Genomic DNA, 23,588 nt, shown 5'->3' with positions numbered 1-23,588 from the left:
CAATGTCTGAGAAAGAAAAGAAAGTCGATTCGGAAGAGAGCCCTGAGATAGAAATCAAGGAGGAGGAACTATCTCAGGAAGAGATGATGGAGCTCTACATGGAGTCCATTGGTAATGTGGAAGAGGGCAAGGTGATCAAGGGCTCTGTCGTCAAAATCGGGGGAAAAGAGGCGATCATAGATGTGGGTCTCAAGTCAGAAGGGATAATCCCTCTGTCAGAGTTCAAGGACCCGGAGGCCCTGAAAGTCGGCGATGAGATTGACGTTTTTCTGGAAGAGACTGAGGACGATGAAGGCTTTGCCGTTCTGTCCAAACAGAAGGCCGACTTCCTGCGTGTATGGGACACGATCAAATCGGCATACGATGATAAAATGCCCCTTGAGGGTGTGATAACCCGACGCGTGCGAGGAGGCATGATAGTCGAAGTTCTGGCTGTGGATGCTTTCCTTCCAGGTTCTCAAATAGACCTCCATCCGGTCAAGGACATGGACAAGCTTGTCGGCACCACGCATGAGTTCAGGATTATCAAGCTGAATTGGAAGAGGAGAAACATCGTCGTTTCAAGGCGAGCCGTACTCGAGATTGAGAGGGAAGAAGCAAGAACCAGACTGCTCAAGGAGCTTGAAGTTGGTCAGGTGAGGGAAGGCATTGTGAAGAACATCACTGACTTTGGCGCCTTCATCGATTTGGGCGGCGTCGACGGCCTGTTGCACATAACCGACATGTCCTGGGGCCGGGTAATCCACCCTTCTGAGCTTGTCGCCATTGGAGACAAGATAAATACAAAGGTAATTGGAATCGACCACCAGAAGATGCGGGTTTCTCTGGGCCTGAAGCAGCTGACCGAATACCCCTGGGAGAAGATAGAAGAGAAGCACCCGGTTGAGTCAAAGGTGAGAGGAAAGGTAGTCTCAATAACCGACTATGGAGCATTTGTGGAACTCGAAAAAGGTGTCGAGGGGCTGGTCCACATATCTGAAATGGCGTGGACCAGACGGATACACCATCCCAGTCAAGTCGTTGCCATTGGAGACATCATTGATGCTGTGGTGCTCAGTATCGACAAGGAGAATGAAAGGATATCTCTGGGGCTGAAACAGACCATGGCCGACCCATGGGAGACCCTTGAGGAGAGGTTCCCTGTGGGGAGTACAATTTCCGGAAAAGTGAGGACCCTCACAAATTTTGGGGCCTTCGTAGAAATAGAAGATGGCATTGATGGGCTTGTTCACATATCAGACATGTCCTGGACCAGGAGAATCAACCACCCTAGCGAAGTGGTCAAAAGAGGTGAAAAGGTGGAGGTGGTTGTCCTGAGCATCGACAGAGAAAACAGAAGAATATCTCTGGGGATGAAACAGACTCAAGAAGACCCGCTGGAGAATTTCAGCGGCAGCAATGAGATTGGGTTGGAAATGAAGGGGAAGGTGGCAGAGCTCCTGGAACAGGGGTTGATTGTGGAGCTCGAAGATGATGTCCGGGGATTTGTACCTTTCTCGCATTTGATTAGGGAGGACATGAGTGTTCCGGCTGACAAGTATGGCGTGGACGAGGAACTTGATCTTGTGCTCATAGAGGTGAACAGGGAGTCGCGCAGAGTTGTTCTTAGCGAAAAAGCGTTCTACCAGGCAAAGAGTGTACCAGCAAGAGACGCGGTTGGTGAAGCCCGGTCTCGCCCGAAGAAGCGGAGAGAGAGGAAGAGACTAACGAAAAGAGACAACGAAGAAGAAGTTCCCTACCAGGAGGAGCCTGACTAGAAGTGGGAGGGGGTGTCATAGGGGTCATTCCGGCGCGGTGGAATTCTGTGAGGTTCCCGGGCAAACCACTGGCCTCCATCCTGGGCAGGCCAATGTTGCAGCACGTGTATGAGAGGGCGAGCTCCTGCCGACTCATCACTGAGCTCCTCATAGCAACAGATGATGACCGCGTTGCCGAGGCAGCAAAGGGCTTTGGAGCCAAGGTTGTCATGACTTCAACGGAACATCCAACAGGGACTGATAGGGTTGCAGAGGCTATTTCGAAAGTACCTGGCTCAGTTGTCGTCAACATCCAGGGGGATGAGCCTCTCTTGAGGCCGGAATCTATTGACAAGTTGGTGAGCGAGATGACATCCAACCCGGCCGTGGGAATGGCAACTCTTGCCTGCAAGATTGCTGACCCGACTGAGCTGGAAAGCGACTCATGCGCAAAAGTTGTTCTTGACATGAATGATGAGGCCATCTACTTTTCTCGCTCAAAGATTCCCTATGTGATAGGATCTCATCCTTTTGAGTTCTATAAGCACGTAGGTGTGTATGGTTACAGGCGTGATGTATTGGACAGGCTTGCTGCGTCTCCTCCCAGTCCTCTTGAGATTGCGGAGGGGCTTGAACAGCTCCGGGCCCTTGAACAGGGAGTGCGGATCCGCGTGGTTAAAGTCAGTGAGTGGGGTCCGGCAGTCGACACGCCGGAAGACATTGAACGTGTGGAACAAGTACTCCGGGAGGAGAAATCCAGAGCGTGAGAGACCAATAACTGATGGAATCTGGACTCTCACAAATCACACAGGTGCAAATGTGAGGTTATCGTGATGAGGTTCATCGTGGTGGCTGGCGGTGTGATGAGTGGCGTTGGCAAGGGTTTAGCTACTGCTTCCATTGGCAAAATACTGCAGCAGTATGGGTATTCAACAACAGCCCTAAAAATAGATCCTTACATAAATTTCGATGCAGGTACGCTCAGGCCAACAGAACATGGGGAAGTCTGGGTAACTGAGGATGGTGGAGAGATAGACCAGGATCTGGGCAGTTATGAACGATTTCTTGGCATCGAGATTCCCAAGAAGAACAACATCACCACAGGCCAGATATACAAGGCCGTAATCGATAGGGAGAGAAGAGGCGACTATTTGGGCAAGACTGTCCAGTTCATTCCCCATATTCCGAATGAGATCAAGGACAGAGTGAAGAGCGCTGGTGAGGGCCATGACTTTGTCCTGGTAGAGATCGGAGGAACAATTGGCGACTATGAGAATATCCCTTTTCTTTTCGCAATGAAGAGTCTGGAGAGAGAGGTAGGGGTAGACAACGTCGCTTACGTGCTCGTAACTTATCTGCCGGTGCCAGACCACATAAGCGAAATGAAGACCAAACCGACACAGCAGGCGATAAAAATGCTTTCCGAGCACGGGATCTTTCCCGATTTCATTCTTTGTAGGGGAAAAAGGCCACTTGATCATGTCAGAAAAAAGAAGATTGAGATTTATGCAAATATTCCGAGTGAGCATGTGATATCTGCTCCGGATGTTGACACAATCTATGCGATTCCGCTCAACTTAGAGAAAGAGAGGCTGGGGGAGAAAATACTGAAAAGGTTCTCCTTGCAGAAGAAGACCGAACCCGACTGGTCACAATGGGAAGCCCTTGTTGAACGGATTAGGAACCCATCCAGAAGAGTAAATGTGGCCATGATCGGCAAGTATGTTGACATAGGTGACTACAGCCTCACCGATTCCTACATCTCCGTGAATCAAGCTTTGAAACACGCTGGCGCCAGCCTTTCAGTCGCTGTTGACATATCCTGGGTCGATTCCAAGAAGTTTGAGAAGTCTCCATCAGAGGTCGAAAGTCTACGGGAGTTCGATGGGATCGTCATCCCCGGTGGGTTCGGAGCGAGCGGCGTGGAGGGGAAGGTCGGCGCGATCAAGTTCGCCAGGGAGAACAACGTACCGTTCCTTGGTCTGTGCTATGGTCTCCAGTGCGCAGTGATTGAATTCTCAAGAAGTGTGTGTGGTATGAAGACCGCGAATACGAGTGAAATAGATGTCCAGACTAAGTATGCGGTCATAGACATTCTTCCCACGCAGAAGAAGATAATTGAGGAGAGCCAATATGGTGGTTCTATGAGGCTTGGTGCTTACGCTGCAACATTGAGGTCAGGGACCAAGGCACACAGTCTCTACAAGAGATGTGGAAGGCCACAACAGGATGCCCAGAAGATCAAGATGTGGCAGAACGATCCCGAGATGAAATTTCGCTTGGGATTGCTGGATGATGGAGCGGATGTGGTTCTGGAAAGGCACAGGCACAGATACGAAGTCTCTCCCCAGTACATCGATGTGATGGAGAAGAACGGTCTTGCAGTTTCCGGTATGCATAAACGGCTTGACGAAGCCAATCTTGTTGAGTTCATCGAACTCCCAAAGCACAGGTTCTTCATTGGAACTCAGGCTCATCCTGAGTTTAGATCCAGACTGGAGGCTCCCGCTCCACTCTTTCTCGGTTTTGTTGAGGCTTGCCTGGAGAGGTGAGGGAAGAAAAAGAGATGACTACAGACCTGAAGGTGAGGGAAGTTTCTGTTGGGCGAGCAAGTCCGCTGGTCTTGATTGCAGGGCCCTGTGTGATAGAGAACGAAGAGTCTTCGCTGAGGGCTGCGGAAGCGATAAAGAAGATCGCTGCAGGATTGCAGATGGGGTTCATATTCAAATCTTCGTATACAAAGGACAACAGGTCAAAAGCAACGGCGTACACAGGCCCGGGCCTTGATGTTGGGTTAAGGATACTGGAAAAGGTGAAGAGGGAGATTGGAGTGCCGGTTCTGTCAGATGTTCACTGCAGATATGAGGTGGACGCGGCCGCAGAGGTTCTGGACGTTCTGCAGATTCCTGCCTATCTTTCACAGCAAACAAGTCTCGCCCTGGCCGTAGGGACAGCGGGAAAGCCGGTCAACATAAAGAAAGGGCAATTTATCGGCCCCAAGGAGATGAAGGACTCCATAGGTAAGATCGAGCACACCGGGAACAGGAAGATAATGTTGACTGAGAGAGGTTCCTGCTTCGGGTACAATAGCCTGGTTGTGGACATGAGGTCTTTTCCCATACTCGCATCGTTTGGTTACCCGGTCATCTTTGACGTGACCCATTCGGTGAGGATTTATGGTACCCCCTCCAGCGAGTCTGCTGGGGGTGAACCTCAGTATGTTCCTCATCTTGCGCGAGCCGCGGTTGCTGCAGGGTGTGATGGAATATTCATTGAGGTGCACGAAGATCCACAACAGGCAAAATGCGATGCCTGCAGTATGCTTCCGATCTCCTATCTGGAAGAACTGCTAAAGGAGTTGAAAGAGATAGACGAGATAGTGAGAGCTAAGCGGATGGAGGAGTAATGAAAGAGAAGGCAGAAAAGATAAGGCTGATAGCCATCGATGTTGATGGTGTGCTCACTGACGGGAAAATAATCTATTCTTCTGACTCAGAAGAGAAGCAGTTTGCTGTTGTGGATGGCATGGGTATCACTCTTGCGAGGAGGGCAAGACTGGAAATAGCGTTCATCAGTGTGAGAGAGTCTGAACCAGTTTCGAGAAGGGCAACGGACCTGGGTATCATAGAGCTGCACCAGGGAGTGAAAAGAAAGTGGGACTGTTTGAAGGAGATAATGCGGCGCTATGGGTTCTCGGCAGAAGAAGTGGCATATATTGGAGACGATATAGTTGACATTGTGCCCATGAGGAAGGTTGGGTTGCCCATTGCGGTGGCAAATGCGATGCCGGAGGTGAAGGAGGTTGCCGTTCTGGTAACCGAGAGTGGAGGTGGAGAGGGTGCAGTGAGGGAAGCGGTGGAAGCCATTTTGAAGGCCAAAGGGGTGTGGGAGGAGACGCTCAACAAGTATCTGGCAGAGTTGGAATGAAAAATAAGGTAATCGAGGCAGGGAAGGAAGCGATAAGAAAAGAGTGCCTCGCAGTGAGCGGACTCGTGGACCGCATAGGCAAGTCGTTTGAGGATGCGGTCAAGCTCATATTCTCCTGCAAGGGAAGGGTGGTCGTCACTGGTATGGGAAAATCGGGTATTATTGCCAAGAAGGTGGCTGCTACTTTTTCATCGACCGGAACACCGTCATTCTTTTTACATCCGGCAGAAGGGATTCATGGGGACATCGGCCTTGTCAGCGAAAATGATGTGGCTGTCGCAATATCCAAGAGTGGGGAGACAGAAGAGGTTAATCAGTTGATACCTGTATTTAAGCGTCTGGGGGTATTGATCATAGGGCTCATAGGAGATCTTGACTCCAGGCTTGCCAGGAGTGCAGACATTGTACTGGATGTCTCTGTCGATTCAGAAGCATGTCCCCATGGTCTTGTTCCTACGTCTTCGACTACTGCGGCTCTCGTTATGGGCGATGCCATGGCAGTTGCCCTCCTCAGCCTGAGGGACTTCAAGCCGGAAGATTTTGCTAAACTCCATCCCGGTGGCAGGCTGGGGAAAAAACTTGCCCAGGTAGAGGATATGATGCTGACGGGCACGTATGTACCCAAAGTGAAACATGACTCCCCCATGAAGGAAGCAATCCTCGAGATGACCTCAAAGAGAGGCATAACCTCTGTGGTGGATGACGGTGGTAAGCTCGTGGGTGTCATAACGGATGGTGATCTGAGGAGACTCCTCGAGAAAACCTCTGACATCTTTTCGCTCAAATGTGGAGAGGTGATGAGCAGGAACCCCAGGACGATAGATAAGAACTCTCTGGCTGCGAAGGCGGTGAAGATGATGGAGGACCGCGGTATCACCGCCCTTCTGGTTGTGGATGGTGAGAAATGTCCTATTGGTGTAGTACATTTGCACGACCTTATGAGGGCAGGTGTAGTCTAGGATGAGGAGAAGGCTGAGACACCTGTACGTATATCTGGGCGTGAGGGTCCTGAGCGTCATTGTCCTCTCTGTTTCCCGAAGCACTGCCATAGGGATTGGCTCCTTTGCCGGGGTCCTTATTTACCTGGCCATCCCAAAACAGAGCAGGAAGGCTCTCGAAAATCTAAGGATAGGCTATGGAGACTCGATGTCTGAGAAAGAGCTCCTGAGTATGACCAGAAGGGTTTTCATCCAGCTCGGTAGAAACCTGGCCGATACCTTAAGGCTGCCCATTGTAAGTAAGAATAACGTGAAGGACATTGTTTCGGTGAGGGGGCTGGAGAAGTTTGAGAGGGCAATGGCCAGAGGAAGAGGGCTCATAGTGATAACAGGTCATCTTGGCTGCTGGGAGTTATTGCCAGCATACTTTTCTCTTTGCGGATACCCGGTTAGTGTCGTGGGGAGGAGGGTCTACGATTCCAAGATAGATTCTATAGTCCGTTCGTTCCGGGCTGAAAAAGGGATTGAATTCATTGATGATAGGAACTGGCGAGGAGCTTTAAAGTGTCTTTACAGAGGGAGAGCTCTTGGCCTCCTGATTGATGAGCGGGCGAACCAGTCTGGAGTCCCCGTCGACTTCTTTGGAGGGAAAAGCAGGGTGACCAGGGGGCCCGTGGTTCTCTCAATGAGAGCGAAAGCACCCATAGTACCGCTCGCCATTCATAGAGGAAGTCACGGAAAGCATATCATAGAGATATGTGACCCGATAGATTTCAAAAAGACCAAAGATCCCAGGAAGGACATACCCTTCTGTGCCAGGATCTGCTCAAAAGCTGTGGAAGCCCTCATACGGAAGCATCCCACAGAATGGGTTTGGATGCATGACAAATTCGAGAGTTGACGACACTTCAGCGAAACCAAAGAAGAATTCTGCAATAAGAGGGGCGCCGGGGGGCGTCTTCGCTTTTCAAGGATTCGCTATGGCCTTTTTTCTATTGTCCCTGATGGCCGTAGGCTGCAACAATCAGTACGGTGAGAATGAGCCCATCCAGACGGATGCTCTGGAAGTTGTTGAAGGTTTCACGCTCACGCAGACAGTTGAAGGGAGAAAAGCCTGGGTATTGAAGGCCAGATTGGCAAAGAGTTACAGGGAGAAGAGCCAGATAAACCTGTATGATACGCAGATTGAGTTTTACTCCAGAGATGAAAAGCTATTCTCGACTCTCAAGTCAGACAGCGGGATTTACTATCTTGAAAGCGGTGACATGAAGGCCATGGGACACGTTAGCGTGGTCTCTGGAGACAGCGCTGTTCTGGAGACCGACAGCCTGAAATGGGTCTCCAAAGAGGAAAAGATAAGGACTGAGGGTTCAGTCAGGGTGACCAAGGGGAGCACCATCATAACCGGAGATGGACTGGTCTCCGACCCGGGTCTTGACCACATAGAAATACAAAGGAACTTCCGTGCGGAGACAGAAGATTCGGAATTGGAATAGGCCAGGAGCTGAACGGAAAGGTCCTGGTGAGGCACGTTTGCAATTCCTCAAGATATGGTTCATATTGTCGGCCATGTTGATTCTTGTTTTGATGCCGTGTATTGTAGAAAACCAGCAGATCCTCGAGCGTACCGGTGAGAAGTACACGGTAAGGGCGAAGACGGTGGAGGTTAGAAATACCAAGAAGGGGAGAGTGACTTTCCTTCGAGGTGGGGTGACCATAACTCACGGTCCAGCAGTGATAACCAGCCAGTGTGGTAGGGCGATAGAAGCCAGGGATGTAGCGATTCTTGAAGGAGGAGTTCACATAGTTGATGGTGAAACGATAATGTCCTCTCAAACCGCAGAGTACTACCGGGGTGAGAAGAAGGCTCTACTCCGAGGGTTTGTAAAGATAGAGGATGAACGCCAGTTGGTGCAGGCCGACGAGGTGGTCTACCACAGAGACAGCCGCATCGCAGTTGCCACCGGCTCAGTCAGCTTCAAAGACAAAGTGAATGATATGAATGTCGAGGGAGGGAAGGGCACGTACTATTTTGAAGAAGATCGTGGCATAATGGAAGAAAGCCCTGTCCTGACTGCGTCAGGAGAAGAACGGATACTCATCACAGCACAGACGATGGAAACATTCACAAAACAAGGAAAGGCGCTGGTGACAGGAGATGTCAGAGTATATCAGGGAGACGTGGTGGCGACCTGTGACACTCTAGTGTACATGAGCAGAGATGAAACTGCAACCTTACTGGGTAAACCAGTCATTACTGAAAACGAAAACAGAATGGAATCAGCCAGCCTGACACTTGAGTTCACGAACAGGAAGCTCAGAAGAGCTGTTTTGATCTCAGGTGCCCAAGCATTCTATCGAATAAGCGAGCAGGAAACGAACGAGGTCTCTGGAGATGAGATGATAGTCGATTTTGAGGAGGGTAAGGTCAGTCAAGTGACCGTCAGTGGTTCAGCAAAAGGTACCTATCATATGAAACCTAAAGGGGAATGAGAGTGGCAGTTCTCAGGACAGAGAATGTAAGCAAGTCTTATCGTGGGAAAAAGGTGGTCAACAGTGTCAGCATACAGGTTGCTGAGGGTGAGATAGTAGGCCTTCTAGGCCCCAATGGGGCTGGTAAGACAACAACCTTCTACGTGATAGTGGGAATGATAAGGCCTGACGGTGGCAGGATCTATCTTGACGAGGAAGAATTGACCAGACATCCCATGTATCAGAGGGCCCGGAAGGGGATAGGCTATCTGTCTCAGGAGCCCTCGGTGTTCAGAAAACTGACCGTGGAGGAGAACATACTTGGGATTCTTCAGACCATGAATCTGAGCAAGGCAGAACAGGCAGAAAGGCTTTCCGATTTGATGAAGGAGCTCAAGATTACTCACCTTGGGCGCCAGGTGGCCGGAAGTCTTTCTGGCGGGGAGAGAAGGAGACTGGAGATAGCCAGGGCGCTCACCACGGACCCTCACTTTCTTTTGCTGGATGAGCCTTTTACCGGCATCGATCCTATTGTCAGAGGTGACATACAGGAGATAATCAGACAACTTCGTGCGAAGGGCTTGGGGGTCTTGATCACCGACCACAATGTGCGAGAAACACTTGAAATTACGGATAAAGCGTATATAATCTATGAAGGGAAGATTCTCTTATCGGGTACCGCGACCGAGCTCATAGAGGACAAGAAGGCGAGAGAGCTCTACCTTGGTCCTGACTTCAAGATGTAACGACGGAAAGGGAAAGCTCAATTGGAACCTGAACTGAGACTGGATCTAAGGCTACAATTATCTCCACAACTAATAGAGCTGCTGAAGCTGCTGCAGCTTCCCAGGCTCGAACTAGAGCAGTTGATAAGACTTGAACTGCAGCAGAACCCGCTTCTTGAGGAAGTTGAGGAGGAGCTGGAGGAGGATCAACCCGAAGAAGAAACCGCAGAGGACTCTGAGCCAGAAGACGAGTTTGAATGGGCTGAGTTCCTCCAGGACGGTCTGGATTCCGCCTACAAGCCAGATAGGAGAAAAACAGAGGACTTCACCCAGCAGATTCCTGAAGTGCCTGCGAGCCTCAGGGATCATCTTATTACACAGGTTCACCTGAAGGCAGAATCGAATGAGCAGATGCTTATCGGCGAATACATTGTGGACAGTCTTGATGACGACGGATACCTGCGTTCTGTGAACGTGGAAGAAATAGCCACGGCGCTAAGTGTTGAAGTTGAGAAGGTCGAAGATGCACTTGCTCTGGTGCAGAGTCTGGATCCACCTGGTGTGGGGGCGAGAGAACTCAAGGAGTGCCTGCTAATTCAGCTTCGCAACAGTGGAAAAGATGGTGGACTAGAGGTCAAAATCGTAGAGGGGCATCTGAACGATCTGAAGAACAAGAGGTATCAAGCCATTGCCAGGAGTCTGAGGGTAAACGAGAAGGTTCTGCAAAAGGCGATAGGAGTCATCTCTGCGCTTCAGCCCAGGCCGGGAAGCGGCGCGTGGGGCTCAGCGGTTCGGTACGTGACTCCTGATGTGATGATAGAGCGAACTGAGGATGAATTCAGGGTTTTCTTGAACGAGACGAACATTCCGCATCTTAGAATCAGCAGATCCTACAAGGAAGTGCTCTCCGGCCGGAGAGGTAGATCCAAAAAAGAAAGGGAATTTGTGAGAAAAAGACTTGCCTCTGCCCGTTTTCTCATCAATGGACTGGATGAGAGAAGGCGGACGATAATGAAGGTGATGAGCTTCATTTGTGAGACCCAGAACGATTTTCTGGAGAGGGGTGTGACCAGTTTGAAACCCATGACTCTGAGGACGGTAGCTGATGCGCTGGGGATCCACGAATCTACCGTTAGCAGAGTGATAAGAGGGAAGTATATTCAAACTCCACAGGGTGTATTCAATCTCAAATTCTTCTTTTCTGGCGCCGTCAAGTCGTATCGGACAGAGGAAGTTTCTTCCAGATCAGTGAGAGCAAGGATTGGAGAACTGATCAAGAATGAGGACAAGAAGAAGCCCCTGAGTGATAAGAGAATTTCAGAGGTTCTTCAGAGTGAGGGTTTTGAGGTGGCAAGGAGGACCGTGGGGAAGTACAGGGATGAGTTGAGAATTCTACCTTCAAAAATGAGAAGGGAACCTTGAAGCTTGTGCTGCTCGTTGATGCCGGCTCCCTCAGGTATCGATCGTGCCAATTCAGCCCTGGCGAGCGCATTGCATATGTGTGGGTGCCCGCGGTCAGGTAGCGAGGTTTGATGGCAAAAGCTGTTTGCCTTCCAGTTCTGCTTTCCCTTCTAGTTGCAGCAATAGCAAATCCCCAGAGTCTGGTAAATGTTGAAGTGGACAGCTGGGTCTATCCGATCCTGGACAGATTCGTGGCAAAGAGCTACATATACGTTGACACGGAGGCGAGGCCCTTAACGCGAGGAAAGATAGCTGAAGCGCTCGAGCCTTTTCTCAAAGAGGCGGAGCAAGGAGAAGCAGCAATCAGCTCTATAGATCGGCACTATCTTGCCAGATTGAAGACTGAGTTTGCAAAGGAGCTGGGCACAGACGCAAGAGAAGGCTACAGGTACCAGGATATGCCTGTACTACGCTTTGACAAAGGTGAAAGCCGGGTGAACTTCGATGTGTATCTGGAAGAATCACTTCTTATTTCCAGGGCAGAACTGAAGAATGACTCTACCCTGTTTGATACCTTACTGACGGTTTCGACAACTTCCTTGGGTTTTGAGACGTATGGGCAACTGAACGAGAGGCTTGCCTACAATGAGCGGCTCACCTTTTCCTTGATTGAGGGGGATGAGGACATTGGTTCCACATATTCAGGCCGGGGAACGAGGGTGTGGAAGAGAGGAACTGCCGAAATCGACAGGGCGTACTTTAAGCTTAAGACCGGACCCATTCAGCTCGAACTGGGTAGGGACAGATTCTGGTGGGGGCCGGGAAGGTTCGGAACACTCCTTGTATCGCCCAGCGGAGAGCCGCTCGACTTGATTGCCTTAAATGCAGATCTGTGGCGTATCTCAGCCAGAGGCTTCACTGCGGTCCTCTCACCTGATGAAGGCATATACCTTTCTGTGCATAGATTGAGCCTCCAGCTTCCCCTGAAGACGGTATTTGGAATATCGGAAGCTGTCGTTTACCACCGTAGATCTTTTCCCGAGCCTCAGTATGTCAATCCGATCATCCCCTACTATGCAGCCGAGCACAATATGCACCAGGATGATAACACTCTATGGCTTTTCGACCTGGTCACCTATGCCCTGGGAGGCGTCAGGCTCTATGGCGAGTTTCTCATTGATGACGTTCAGTATGAAAGGGGAGCGCGCGCTCCGGACAAGCTGGCAGGAGTGGTCGGACTGCACGTTGCCGATCCCCTTGGACTTCCCGATTCTGACCTGAAGTGCGAATACACTCGGCTCAACAAGTGGGTATACACACACAGAGATTCGAGCAACAAGTACGTTCATTCCGGGACCCCCATAGGTGAGATGCTGGGACCTGATTCTGACAGGCTCATTTTGGAGATATCTCATCGTCCGTCAATATTCTTTGAGGGCTTTCTCCGCTACATGTACCTGAGACACGGGGAGGGGACGGTCGATTTGTCGTGGGAAGAGGAGCTGGGCGAGCCCCGTCCATTTTTTCCCTCAGGCAAAGTAGAGACCTGCAACTGCCTGTCAGCAGACGTATCATACAGGCCAGCGTGGTGGTTGTTTTTGAAGGCCGGTGTAGAATATAGAAGGATAAAAAACCCCACCGCCTTTGGGATGACCCCTGAAAAACCTATGGACTGGTTGCAGTGGAACCTTTCGGTAAGGATGGATATCTAAGCCCAGAAGAAGCCTATGAGAAACGACCTCAGGTTTGCTGACAGAATCAGGGGCTGCTTGGGCATAATCAGGCCTGTCAATGTGTTGATCGTAGGTATATCTGTTGCAATCGGGTCCTACCTTTCCGGCACCTTATTGGCGTTGAAGGTTCTTCTGGCATGCGTATCTGCGGGAATGATTCTTGGTGCCGGAAACGCAATAAACGACGTGTCTGACTCAGAGACTGATTCCATCAACAATCCGAAAAGGCCTATACCCTCCGGGCTGCTCACCCGTAGAGCTGCTTCTATTATTGGCGTATTACTCTTCTCGCTGGGCATCCTACTCTCCTGGCTGATAAGTTTCTCCGCGTTATTGATGGCCATTTCTTGCTGTGCGCTGCTGGTTGCTTATGCCGTGTGGTTGAAGAGGCAGGGGTTGTGGGGGAACCTCCTGGTCAGCATGCTTACCGCACTCGCTTTCATCTATGGAGGTGTGGCGGTCAGAAATCCTGTGGGAGCACTGTTCCCTGCTGCGTTTGCCTTCCTCTTTCATCTGGGCAGAGAAATAGTGAAGGATGTTGCAGACGTGAAGGGAGATAGAAGTGTGCAAGCAAGGACCTTCCCTGTTCTGTTCGGTGAACGAGCAGGGGTTCTCCTTTCTGCAGCGGTTTTCGCCTTGCTCATATTGGTGACACCGTTGCCGTTTGTGTTTGGTCTCTACGGAGCGCTCTATCTGATATTTGTTCTGGTTGGTGTCGATCTGGTCGTGGCAGTTATCGTTGCTTCCTTGATAGCTCGCAGGAGTTGGATGAGCACAAGCCGGGCGTCTACGTTGCTCAAAATGGACATGGTCGCCGGCCTCGTGGCTCTTGTTGTAGGCAGGATTTGAGGGGAGACTCTCACTGTGGTTCGAGCAATAATCCTCGGTTTGATTCAGGGGCTTACGGAGTTTCTGCCCGTATCCAGTTCAGGTCACCTGGCGCTGGCTCAAAAGCTGATGGGCGGTCGACCTCCCGATATACACATGGAGATTTTCCTCCACTTTGGCACTCTTCTCGCGCTGGTGGGCGTCTATTACAGGAAGCTCAGCGCGCTGCTGGCATCCTCAGCCAGAGCAGTAGTAGGGAAGAGGCGTCCGGGTGACGCTGGCAATCTACTTTTTATTGGGTATCTTGCAATTGGAACGGTGCCAGCTTTATTCTTCGGTTACTTCTTTCACGAGCTCATAGAGAATCTGTTTGACAGAGTATACACAATAAGTATTTTGTTTCTCGTGACGGGGATCATTCTCTTTCTCACTCGCTTTTCCAGGGAGAGGAGACAAAAAATAGGAGTTCTCGACTCCATCTTGGTTGGATTTGCGCAGGCATTCGCGCTTCTTCCAGGGATTTCCAGGTCTGGCGTGACGATAAGTACAGGTATTTTCAGGGGAATGAACAAGTCAGAGGCGGCCGACTTCGCTTTCCTCCTTGCCGTTCCTGCAATTCTTATCATCAGTGTCTACGACTTCTTCAGAATGTCAGAGGTTGGATTGGAGTCCCTGTCCCATTATCTCGTAGGCATGGTCTGCGCCTTCGTTGTGGGATATGCCGCTGTTAGGTTATTGCTCGCCCTGGTGAGGAAGGGCGGATTATCCTACTTTTCTTTTTACTGTTGGTTTGTTGGTGTAGCCAGTTTCATTTTATGGACTATCAGGTTGAAAGGGGGATCGTAGGATGGATGTGGACGTGACCGTTAGACACGGTATTCTTGTTAATGGGGAAGTTCGGAGGATGCTCGAAGCCAAAGTAGAAAAACTTGCCAGATTCTCAAGACACCTAGTCAGTACCCACGTGATAGTCGAAAAGGACGGGAGAGGTTTGCTTCTTGAATTGAATGTGACTGCCCGACGCAAGGTCTTCAGTGCCAAATCGAAGGGATTCGACCTTGTAGATGTGATCGAAGACGCGGTTGATAAGATGTCCAGGCAGCTCAGACGCTATGAAGAAAGAAACAGGGATAAGAAAAAAGAGGCTGGCACAGGGAGGTATGATGACAAAGGTGAAGAGCACAAAGATAGCCTGGATTCTTTCGGACAGGGAGAATGAGTTCAGGCTGAAACTGGTATCCGGGAAGACAGGTGTTGACAGGGAGGTGAGGTCGCCTGACATACACAGGCCGGGACTGGCGCTGGCCGGCTATTTGAAATTCTTCCCCAATGATAGGATTCAGGTTCTGGGCAAGAACGAAATCTCCTACCTGAATCACCTGGGAAAGAAGGAAATGGAGAGTGCCCTTAGCAAGCTATCCTGGGGAAACATCCCCTGTATGGTGGTGACGAACTCTCAGCCAGTACCCGCTCTTCTTCGGAGAATGTCCAATGCCAGAGGGGTCCCCATACTGGTAACATCAATGGAAACAGGAGCTTTCATTCTAGTGTTAACAGAATACTTGAACTTTGCGCTCGCTGCAGAAAAAACTGTCCATGCTACCCTTGTTGATGTTTTCGGCATGGGGCTTTTGCTGACAGGAGCGCCCGGCATAGGCAAAAGCGAGGCGGCCCTGGCTCTGGTTGAACGCGGACACAGGCTCGTTGCAGACGACACAGTGAGGATCGTAAAGCAGAGCAACAACATTCTGATTGGCTCTTCCTGCAATCCCCCTGAGGCAGGCCTGAGCCACCATATGGAAATCAAGGGAGTGGGGCTCGTGGATGTCTACGCCATATATGGAATAACGGCTATAAGGCTCCAGAAGAGGATAGAGGTTGAGGTTGAACTTGTCAAGTGGACGCGGGCAACGTCTGAAGTCCGGCTGGGGATAGAGGAAGAGACCAGAGAAATAATGGGCGTAGAAATTCCTTATGTACACATACCCCTTATCCCAGGTAAGAATGTGGCCATACTGTGTGAAGTCGTTGCCAGGACCCAACTCCTGAAGGTATGGGGATATAACCCTGCTGTTGAATTCGATGAAAAACTGATCAGACTGATGGGGGGTCACGAGGAGATGGATTGGGAATGAGGGTGTGGAATCCTACTCAGCTGCCATGTGGAAAAGGGAGACAGGTTGTACTATTTCGAAGTTCTCAAGAACCTGTGGGTGAATCTCCCCCAATATTCCTATCTTCGAATCTTTCAGGTATATTCCCGCACACCTGGCCTTGATAAAGGAAGGATCATTTTCAGGGCGCAGGTCAAAATCTCTGCCTGTTTCTCTCATAACAGCCGCGACACACGATTTTATCTCTGAAAATCCAGTCTTTGGATCCATGATTGCACCGGCGAGAATTCTCTTATCAACCGTTCCGGTCTCTCCTTTTTCTTCTATGAGAGAAACATCACCAAGCTCGAACGTCTTCTGAGGCATCTTGCGGGTTCTGTTGATCTTGAACATCTCCAGAAGACCTGAGATGAGGTGGGTCCTCAGAATTGTATGTTCAACTGTTGAGGGGTTCTCTATCTTCGGTGCCCTGTTGTCATCTTCTCTCTGCAAAAGACCGTAGTTCTTCTGGGGATTAGAAAGCAGAGTCGTGACCACTTCCAAGAATCCGAGGCCCAGCATGCAGTTTCTGAGCCGTGCGGAAGTTCTCTCCAGGGGCCTTTGTGCGCCGATTGTCATGGTTGGAATGAGAGCAGGCTTTATGTTGTGATAGCCATAGGCAATAGCAATATCTTCTATCAGATCGTACTCGTGCATGATGTCAGTCCTGAAGGGAGGTATGCTCACATGTATCTTTTCTTCTGACGTGAAAGCATCAAATCGCATCTTCTTCAGAAGCCTGACACAATCGTCAGGAGGAATATCGATTCCTATCAAAGAGGAGGCGTGCTCGGAAACCAGGATAGACTCTCTTGATTCAAGATTGGGGGTGCGCAGCTCTTCGGTAGTATCGGCGATTCTGACGGTTTCAATCCTGGCGCCCAATTCCGCGAGCGAACACACAAAAACATTGAGGGTCCTTTCCACGCTTGTCCTGTCGTGACCGGTCACATCTACGAACAGGTCTTCTGTTTCAATTCCCGCTCTAGTCTCCTCGCTGTTGATAATGGGCGGCATGGACAGAACCTGGTCTGCCGAGTCAATGAGAATGGGGTAGACTTGATAGTCTTCCAGGAGATGTTTGTATGCCATCCCCTTAGGATGGCGCTCAAGAATATTCTCCAGAGTTGTCGGCTCGGTGCTGCCTCCGGGCATTCCCCCGAGTGGCACAAACTTCATCTCTTTCTTGCCATAGGCTGTGTATACAAAATTGGGTCTCAGGGATGAGAGATCATAGACTCCGATTGATGCTTTTCTTCTATCTCTGCCAAGGGCCCAGTGGAGATTCTCCTGCATCTTCATAACTGCCTTTATCGTTTCGTAGTCGAGCTTCATTCCCCTGGCGACAGCACAGGCGATGCAGGGCCTTACGCCCTTCACTGATTTGGCCACCTTGACAAGCATGTTCGACGGCTGCAGCGGATAACGCGGCATGCCAACCTCAAGACCCAGGTATCCCCGTATGGCTCTGGCCAGGCCGCCCACGTCGAACATGTCAGGCCTCGCTGGTAGAAGCTCCATTCTGACAACTTCGCTCATACCTATGCTGAGCATGGTTTTCCCCGGCTCAAACTCCACACCGCAGGAAGAGCATTCACCTAGCGAGTCTTCCTGGGATGTGAGTTCGACTATCTCACCGCATCTTGTACATTTGAATCGCTCGACCTCGAAGTAGCCCTCCACATCACAGCCCAGACTGGTGAGGAGAGCGAACAGCTCTTTCTTCTCGATCTTTTTCTTAACGAGCCTGTAGAGGGCGTCAAGCGGAATTCCCATTACCGGCATAGCTCCGCCTCCCTCAACCAGTCTATGTCGGACCAGTACAATTTCCTTATGTCACTCAGGCCAAATCTCATCATGGCGATTCTTTCAATACTCAGACCCCAGGCCAGAACGGGGACGTGGCAGTTAAGAGGTCGGGTAACCTCGGCTCTGAAGATGCCAGCTCCTCCAAGTTCGATCCAGGCATCTTTGGCTTCAAGCCAGGCAAAGGCCTCAACGCTCGGTTCTGTGTAAGGGAAGAACGACGGCCTGAACACGACTTTTGGGAATCCGATTTTCTTATAGAATTCAGCCAGGGTCCCAAGCAAAGTGGACAGACTCGCCTTTTCGTCGATCACTATTCCATCCACCTGGTAGAACTCTATGAGATGCTTGAAAGTGATCTTCTCTCTTCTGAAATTCCTGCCGATGTTGAAAACCTTCTGGGGCGGCTCAGGATGTGCTGCCAGGTATCTGATGGTCGTTGCTGTGGTGTGTGTCCTGAGTACGTTTCTCCTTGCTTTTTCTATGTCCCACTTGTACCCCCAGCCTGTGCTCCCAGTTTTTCCGCCGTTCTGGTGAGTGGCTTTAACCGGTTCGACAAACTTCTTCGGAGGAAGCTTCGATCGCCTGGGAGCGGACATGTAAAACGTGTCCTGCATCTCCCTTGCGGGGTGATCCTGGGGTTGGAAGAGTGCGTCAAATACCCAGAAGGAAGAGTCCACGTAAGGCGAGACTATCTCGGTGAAACCCATCTCCAGGAAGACCTGGCGGGCCTCGTCTATGATTCTTCTCAAAGGATGGCTTTTGCCAGGGTAGGTGACAGCACCTGGGAGACTCACGTCATAGCTTTTCAAACTGACTTCGCGCCACTTGCCTGTTGCCAGCATCTCATAGGTAAGTGTGGTAGCTTGCTTTTCCGGTTCGATCCCTTCCGATACTAGTTTCTTGCCTTTCTCTGTGAGGTTCACAAGTCTCAGCTTCTTCGATCTTACCTTAACGATTCGGGTTCTTCCTTTGAGAAGTCGCTGGGCGGCCTCAACATCAATGCCATTCTCCTTCAAGGACTTGATGTCAGCAGTGCCTTTCTGGGAAAGCACATCAACAAGCATTTCGTCCTGGCCCTTTTTTTTGGCTGCTTGCTTTCCCTTGTCCGTTACTACGAGGTTGTCCTCTTCTTTTGCACACCAGCCCTTCTGGGAAAGCCACTTTACGATTCTTCTGGAATCGAGATCCGGTATATCTATGAGTTGGGCGAGAGTAGAGATCTTCACCTTTCCTCCGGCATCCTGGATGGCTTTCAGGGCTCTCCTCTCCGGGAAGAGTTGCTCAGCATATATCTTCCCATTGTCAGCAAGGGAAATGAGAGTTCCTGCCTCCTCCTGGATTACTATAAGGTCCTGCTCCTTGAGGGATATGGCAGCGGCCATTAGTTTGGATTGGTCCATACCAGACTGAGCAACCAGGCTGTCAAAAGGTGCTGGCCTTTCCAGTCGGCTGAGAGTCGTCAAGGCTACATATTCGTTTTCTGGCAGTTTTCTCATCGCTTCTCCAAAACTTTAAGTCCATATTCTAGGTGAATTTGCATCAAAGTCAATCCTATTTTGCAGGCTGTACGCAATACGCTATCAGCTGTACTCCGTACTTGTGTGCTTGGCTGAGAGCTGACAACTGAAGGCTACTGCGGCTGGGTGTGGGTGGGATGGGGCTAAGAAAGCTTCCGCGTGTATATTGTCTTCACAGTGAGGGGGTCAAGACACCCATCGCAACCTGCCTCGTTCATGTCTTGAGGCGGGGCAGGCCCCGTGTATCTCGCTTCACGAGAAACGCGGCAGGCATGGCTTCTCCTCCATCGGCTCACGCCGATGAAGGACCAAATATGTCTCATCCAGTGACATAGAAGCATTCAGGAGGTCCTTCGGCGTTCCCTCAGGATGAAAAATACCTTACCCTGTCTATCGACAGTGTGGGTCTTTTTCAGCTGGACCTATTTGGCTCGCTGTAGGCTGTACGACACAGCAGAAGCTATCAGTTGTCAGTCGTCAGCTTCCAAACTCTGAACTTCCTGGGCTACACGGAATAGAGGTACTGTCATTGCGAGCGATAGCGAAGCAATCTCGGGCTCAGGGGATCCTTCGCTCCCGCTCAGGACGAAAAATACATCGTGGTCTCCAACGACACCACGGGTCTTTTTCGCTTTGTACTTCGGTTATTTCTTTCGCAGTTTGCAGTTTGTAGTTCATATTTCAGTTATTGTCCGTTCCAATGTCGTCAAAAGTTCCGGCCCGTCTTTCGTCATGAGCAGAGTGTCCTCCAGCTTAACCTCGCCAAACTCAGGATGCACGATGAACAGCTCTGTGGTGAATGTCATGTTTTCTTCGATCACAGTTCCATCTTTGGGGCTCAGAAGCGGCGGCTCGTCTATCTCAAGACCCAGTCCATGCCCGACAAAAGTCCCTTTCTCTTTACCGTGTCCCTGAAAGTAATCGGCCCAACCCATTGCTTCTGCTTTCTTGATTGCAGTTTTGTATATCTGATTTGCCGGTACCCCGGGCTTTGCAGCGTCCAGCATTGCCGACTGGATGGCAACAAGTGCTGCATGGGCTTCCAGCATCTCATCAGACGCTTTCCCCAGACAGTAGGTTCTTGCCAGATCTGAGTGGTATCCCTGGCTCAGGCCTGCGATGTCAAACACGACCACATCCCCTCGTTTCACCTTTCTAAGCGAAGGGCCATACGGAAAAGCAGGACTCAACCCTTTTCCTGTTACGACCTGTCCATAACCACCGATCGCTCTGGTGCTTTCACCAGAGAGAATGAGTGCGTAGCCCATCTCCGTCTCCAACCTCTTCCTGAGTACTGCGAAGGTTTCGTGGCCGTGCCTGCGAGCTACCGATTCGAGCTCTGCTGAGAGTTCAAGCTCAGTAATCCCTTCTTTCAGGATATCGGGAAGGTGTTTGTGTGATTGTTCGACCATTCGGCATGCTCCCCTTATTGATTTTATCTCATCCTTGTCTTTAATGAGCCTTTGCTCGATTATGAACGTGGAAACATCCACAAACTCCAAACCGGGGAGGAGCATCTTCAGCTTCACGTACATGTCTGCAGGTACGATATCCATCTCGATTCCTGCGTTACCCGTCTGTATACCTTTGGCCTTCAGCCAATCAAGGATTGAACCTAAGCCTCCCTCACGGACATCACTCAGTTTCGGTTCGTCGCCGAGCCAATCAACTCCCCTTCTGACGAACAAGACTGCATCATCCGGAGTCACAACAAGAGACGCTGGTCTTGCAGTACCTGCATAGTAGTAAACGTCACGGTGGTAAAGAAGAAACGCCGCAACTAGACTGTGGTCGGCCAGGGTCTTTTGCAGTTTCTCAATACGATGCATAACGGTTCACCTAGAAGAGGTCATCCAGGTCTTCTTCACCTGCTCCTGGCAGTTCACCGTACTTCTGGAGATGTTGTTGTATGAGCTCACTTTCGCGTTTCGTGTACATCGGGTCCTCCTCAAACCAGAAGTACTTCCCATTTTCACTGTCCAGTTCGGCCGTGAGTGATTGTAGAAGATTCTGAGTTCCGGCTATCTTTGTCACCATCTTCTTCTCGCCTGCCAGCTGGTACACGCCTTCCTTTTCAGGGATTTCATTCAAAGCTTCACGATCAAGAAGTATCCACTTCTCAGGAGGAAGAGTAGCTTCAGTAATCTGTAGTCTCAGGTCGCATTGAAGGCAACGGTTTGCTTCGATGCCTGCCTCTTTCTCACCATATCCAAGTTCTATGGGGGTGAACGATTTTCCTCTCTCGTACGGATCAGCGCATGGCATTGCCACTCTGAGACGCTCACAGAACTGTTCGTCCCGACCAATCTCAGGGTTCGCGGGCTGAGGCCCGGAAGTACGAACGGGGCCCCTGCCTCCCAGGAATCTGTCGATTTCGTCGGCGGCCTTCCTACCGTCTGCAACAGCCTCAATTACCGATGAAGGACCTCTTGTGGCATCCCCGCCAGCGAACACTGTAGGGATGTTTGTTCTCGTATCTTCTGCTCTAAGGAGTCTTGAAGAATCGTGTTCTGGCATGCCAGGGAGAGAGATGAGATCCACATCTGGCTCCTGGCCTATGGAAAGAATCACATTGTCAGCATCGATGTGTTCCACGACTGATTCGTCGTATTGAGGAGAGAAGTTCCCTTTCTTGTCGAACACCTCTGTGCATTTCTTCAGGAAGACTCCTTTGACTTTGCCATCCGCGCACTCTATCTCTTTTGGTCCCCAGGAGTTCATTATTCTGACCGCTTCCTCTTTGGCAGTATCTATCTCTTTATTGAAAGCGGGCATCTCAGATTTACACTCCAGGCAGACGACGGTCACCTGTCGAACTCCCAGCCTGAGGCAGCACAGCGCAACGTCAAAGGCGACATTTCCTCCGCCTATGACCGCGACGTTCTCGCCGAGAGCTGGTTTGTCACCCTTGTTAATCTCCTTCAAGAAGTCAAGGCCCCAATATACACCTTCACTGTCTGAGCCCGGTATCTCAAGTTTCTTACTCTCTCCGGCTCCGGTGCAGAGAAACACGCAGTCAAATCCCTCGTCTGCCAGGTCCTTCAGCTGGAAATCTTGACCAAGAGCAGCTTCAGTCTTCAATTCAATTCCGTCCAGCACAGTTGATATCTCGCTGTCCAGGACTGCATCAGGCAGCCTGTACGCGGGAATGCCGTATCTTAGGATTCCTCCTGGTTTCTCTTCTCTTTCGAAAACAGTAACTTGATGGCCTTTCAGCTTCAGGAAATGGGCAGTACTGAGCCCTGCTGGACCAGAACCTATCACCGCGACCTTTTTGCCGGTAGAGGGAAGCAGGGGAGAGGCGTGCGTCAGCTTTCCATTTTCTGCAGCAAATCGTTTGATGCCGCATATGGAGATGGGTTCTTCTATCTCTTTCCTCCTGCAGACATCTTCGCATGGATGGTGGCAAACCATGCCCAGAATTCCTGGAAGAGGAGCGCTTTCGTAAATAATCGAGAGGGCTCTGTCCGTTTCGCCTCTGCCTATTGCCCGGACATACGCCGGTACGTCTATTCCTGCCGGACAAGCGTCCCTGCAGGGGACAAGAACTTTCTCTTTCTCGGAAAGGGTGAAAGGCTTGATGTCGGTCAGTGCACCTGTGGGACACACTTCAACGCAGGCTCCGCAGAACCTGCACCCGGCGTCCTTGAGCTTCGATCCATTGATGGTGCCCAGGTATGTGGTGCCGTTTTTGATTACATATCCAAGCGCTTCAACGCCTCTCAGGTCCTTGCATGCGCGGACACACCTCATGCAGCCAATGCAGAGGTTGTAATCTCGCTTGAACAACGGCTCGTCGTCCAGCAACGGGATTCTCAGAGACTTATACTTGCCCGGGTTCTGGGGGACTCCGACGAAGTCTGCGATCTTCTCGAGCTCACACTTGCCCAGTAATGGACAGCACCTCTCTTCCATAGGGACGTCCTCTGAACAGGGTTCCCTGGAACAACCTTCTTTTTGAGTGCAGAGGAGACAGGCTCTTGGGTGGTCTTTGAGTATCCTGGCCAGAGCTTCCTGTCTCTTGTCCTTGATCTTCTCTGTATTTGTTTTGATGACCATACCGTCTTCTGCTTCTGTTTCACATGAAAGGACTGGACCACTTCTCCAATCCACCTCAACAATGCAAAGACCGCACCCTTGGTATTTTGCATTTTCTTCTGAAGTGATTTTCTCAACTCCCCCAAATATCCCCCCCGAGGGTTCAGCCTTTGAGAATGTCGGCAAATCCGGATGGTAACAGATGGCAGGGATATATATCTGTGTCTCTAGAGCTGCTTCAAGAATTGTGCTTTCCGGTCTAGCCTCTACGGTCTGACCGTCTATGACCAGTTTCAACTTTGGAGTCCCCT

The 23,588-nt window shown here is 50.6% G+C and carries 20 protein-coding genes; 16 read left to right on the top strand and 4 right to left on the bottom strand.

The genetic code is table 11. The features are described from left to right. Positions 1-2: 2 nt before the first annotated feature. The 16 genes from E3J62_12510 to hprK all read left to right on the top strand — a co-directional run bounded on the left by E3J62_12510 (position 3) and on the right by hprK (position 15,895). Positions 3-1,757: a 30S ribosomal protein S1 gene (locus E3J62_12510; GenBank protein TET43766.1), complete on the top strand. Its 1,755-nt coding sequence runs from the start codon at positions 3-5 to the stop codon at positions 1,755-1,757. Between the two features lie 2 nt (positions 1,758-1,759). Next, positions 1,760-2,503 (top strand): 3-deoxy-manno-octulosonate cytidylyltransferase, encoded by a 744-nt coding sequence (kdsB, locus tag E3J62_12505; GenBank protein ID TET43765.1) that lies wholly within the window; start codon positions 1,760-1,762, stop codon positions 2,501-2,503. A gap of 66 nt (positions 2,504-2,569) precedes the next feature. Further along, the gene (gene pyrG, locus E3J62_12500) at positions 2,570-4,288 is read left to right on the top strand and encodes a CTP synthase (glutamine hydrolyzing) (protein ID TET43780.1); all 1,719 of its coding nucleotides are present in this window, start codon (positions 2,570-2,572) and stop codon (positions 4,286-4,288) included. A 14-nt stretch (positions 4,289-4,302) separates the two neighbouring features. Further along, positions 4,303-5,142, top strand: a complete 840-nt coding sequence (locus E3J62_12495) for a 3-deoxy-8-phosphooctulonate synthase (GenBank protein TET43779.1) — start codon at positions 4,303-4,305, stop codon at positions 5,140-5,142. Then, a complete protein-coding gene (locus E3J62_12490) occupies positions 5,142-5,663 on the top strand; it encodes a 3-deoxy-D-manno-octulosonate 8-phosphate phosphatase (GenBank protein TET43764.1) in 522 nt (173 codons plus the stop codon). Before E3J62_12495 ends, E3J62_12490 begins: the two co-directional genes overlap by 1 nt. After that, positions 5,660-6,622 carry a KpsF/GutQ family sugar-phosphate isomerase gene (locus E3J62_12485; protein ID TET43763.1) on the top strand — a complete coding sequence of 321 codons (963 nt, stop codon included), beginning with the start codon at positions 5,660-5,662 and terminating at the stop codon, positions 6,620-6,622. The genes E3J62_12490 and E3J62_12485 overlap by 4 nt, the downstream gene beginning before the upstream one ends. Before the next feature lies 1 nt (position 6,623). Further along, positions 6,624-7,502 (top strand): hypothetical protein, encoded by an 879-nt coding sequence (locus E3J62_12480; GenBank protein TET43762.1) that lies wholly within the window; start codon positions 6,624-6,626, stop codon positions 7,500-7,502. Further along, complete coding sequence (lptC, locus tag E3J62_12475) at positions 7,483-8,097, top strand: LPS export ABC transporter periplasmic protein LptC (protein TET43761.1); 615 nt, start codon at positions 7,483-7,485, stop codon at positions 8,095-8,097. The genes E3J62_12480 and lptC overlap by 20 nt, the downstream gene beginning before the upstream one ends. A 37-nt stretch (positions 8,098-8,134) precedes the next feature. Next, a complete protein-coding gene (locus E3J62_12470) occupies positions 8,135-9,094 on the top strand; it encodes a hypothetical protein (GenBank protein ID TET43760.1) in 960 nt (319 codons plus the stop codon). Further along, on the top strand, positions 9,091-9,819 hold the full coding sequence (lptB, locus tag E3J62_12465; GenBank protein ID TET43759.1) for an LPS export ABC transporter ATP-binding protein: 729 nt from the start codon (positions 9,091-9,093) through the stop codon (positions 9,817-9,819). The genes E3J62_12470 and lptB overlap by 4 nt, the downstream gene beginning before the upstream one ends. Before the next feature lie 21 nt (positions 9,820-9,840). After that, positions 9,841-11,220 carry an RNA polymerase factor sigma-54 gene (gene rpoN, locus E3J62_12460; GenBank protein ID TET43758.1) on the top strand — a complete coding sequence of 460 codons (1,380 nt, stop codon included), beginning with the start codon at positions 9,841-9,843 and terminating at the stop codon, positions 11,218-11,220. A gap of 110 nt (positions 11,221-11,330) precedes the next feature. Next, positions 11,331-12,911 (top strand): hypothetical protein, encoded by a 1,581-nt coding sequence (locus tag E3J62_12455; GenBank protein TET43757.1) that lies wholly within the window; start codon positions 11,331-11,333, stop codon positions 12,909-12,911. Positions 12,912-12,926: 15 nt separating this feature from the next. Then, a complete protein-coding gene (locus E3J62_12450) occupies positions 12,927-13,781 on the top strand; it encodes a hypothetical protein (protein TET43756.1) in 855 nt (284 codons plus the stop codon). 15 nt (positions 13,782-13,796) lie between these two features. Then, positions 13,797-14,606, top strand: a complete 810-nt coding sequence (locus tag E3J62_12445; GenBank protein ID TET43755.1) for an undecaprenyl-diphosphate phosphatase — start codon at positions 13,797-13,799, stop codon at positions 14,604-14,606. A gap of 1 nt (position 14,607) precedes the next feature. Continuing rightward, positions 14,608-14,979 carry a ribosome-associated translation inhibitor RaiA gene (raiA, locus tag E3J62_12440; GenBank protein ID TET43754.1) on the top strand — a complete coding sequence of 124 codons (372 nt, stop codon included), beginning with the start codon at positions 14,608-14,610 and terminating at the stop codon, positions 14,977-14,979. Beyond that, the gene (hprK, locus tag E3J62_12435; protein ID TET43753.1) at positions 14,873-15,895 is read left to right on the top strand and encodes an HPr(Ser) kinase/phosphatase; all 1,023 of its coding nucleotides are present in this window, start codon (positions 14,873-14,875) and stop codon (positions 15,893-15,895) included. The genes raiA and hprK overlap by 107 nt, the downstream gene beginning before the upstream one ends. A 12-nt stretch (positions 15,896-15,907) precedes the next feature. Here hprK and E3J62_12430 read toward each other — a convergent pair whose 3' ends face one another. The 4 genes from E3J62_12430 to E3J62_12415 form a co-directional block, all read right to left on the bottom strand. Beyond that, complete coding sequence (locus E3J62_12430; protein TET43752.1) at positions 15,908-17,698, bottom strand: phenylalanine--tRNA ligase subunit beta; 1,791 nt, start codon at positions 17,696-17,698, stop codon at positions 15,908-15,910. Next, entirely contained in the window at positions 17,689-19,218 is a 1,530-nt protein-coding gene (locus E3J62_12425; GenBank protein ID TET43751.1) for a phenylalanine--tRNA ligase subunit alpha, read from the bottom strand. Before E3J62_12425 ends, E3J62_12430 begins: the two co-directional genes overlap by 10 nt. A gap of 695 nt (positions 19,219-19,913) precedes the next feature. Further along, a complete protein-coding gene (locus E3J62_12420; GenBank protein ID TET43750.1) occupies positions 19,914-21,068 on the bottom strand; it encodes an aminopeptidase P family protein in 1,155 nt (384 codons plus the stop codon). A gap of 10 nt (positions 21,069-21,078) precedes the next feature. Then, positions 21,079-23,574 carry an FAD-dependent oxidoreductase gene (locus tag E3J62_12415; GenBank protein TET43749.1) on the bottom strand — a complete coding sequence of 832 codons (2,496 nt, stop codon included), beginning with the start codon at positions 23,572-23,574 and terminating at the stop codon, positions 21,079-21,081. Positions 23,575-23,588 lie beyond the last annotated feature (14 nt).

The sequence above is a fragment of the candidate division TA06 bacterium genome (assembly GCA_004376575.1).
Lineage (GTDB): Bacteria > Hydrothermota > DG-26 > E44-bin18 > E44-bin18 > E44-bin18.
The sequence above is the reverse complement of the archived record's forward strand: the minus strand, read 5'-3'. Positions and strand labels throughout refer to the sequence as shown.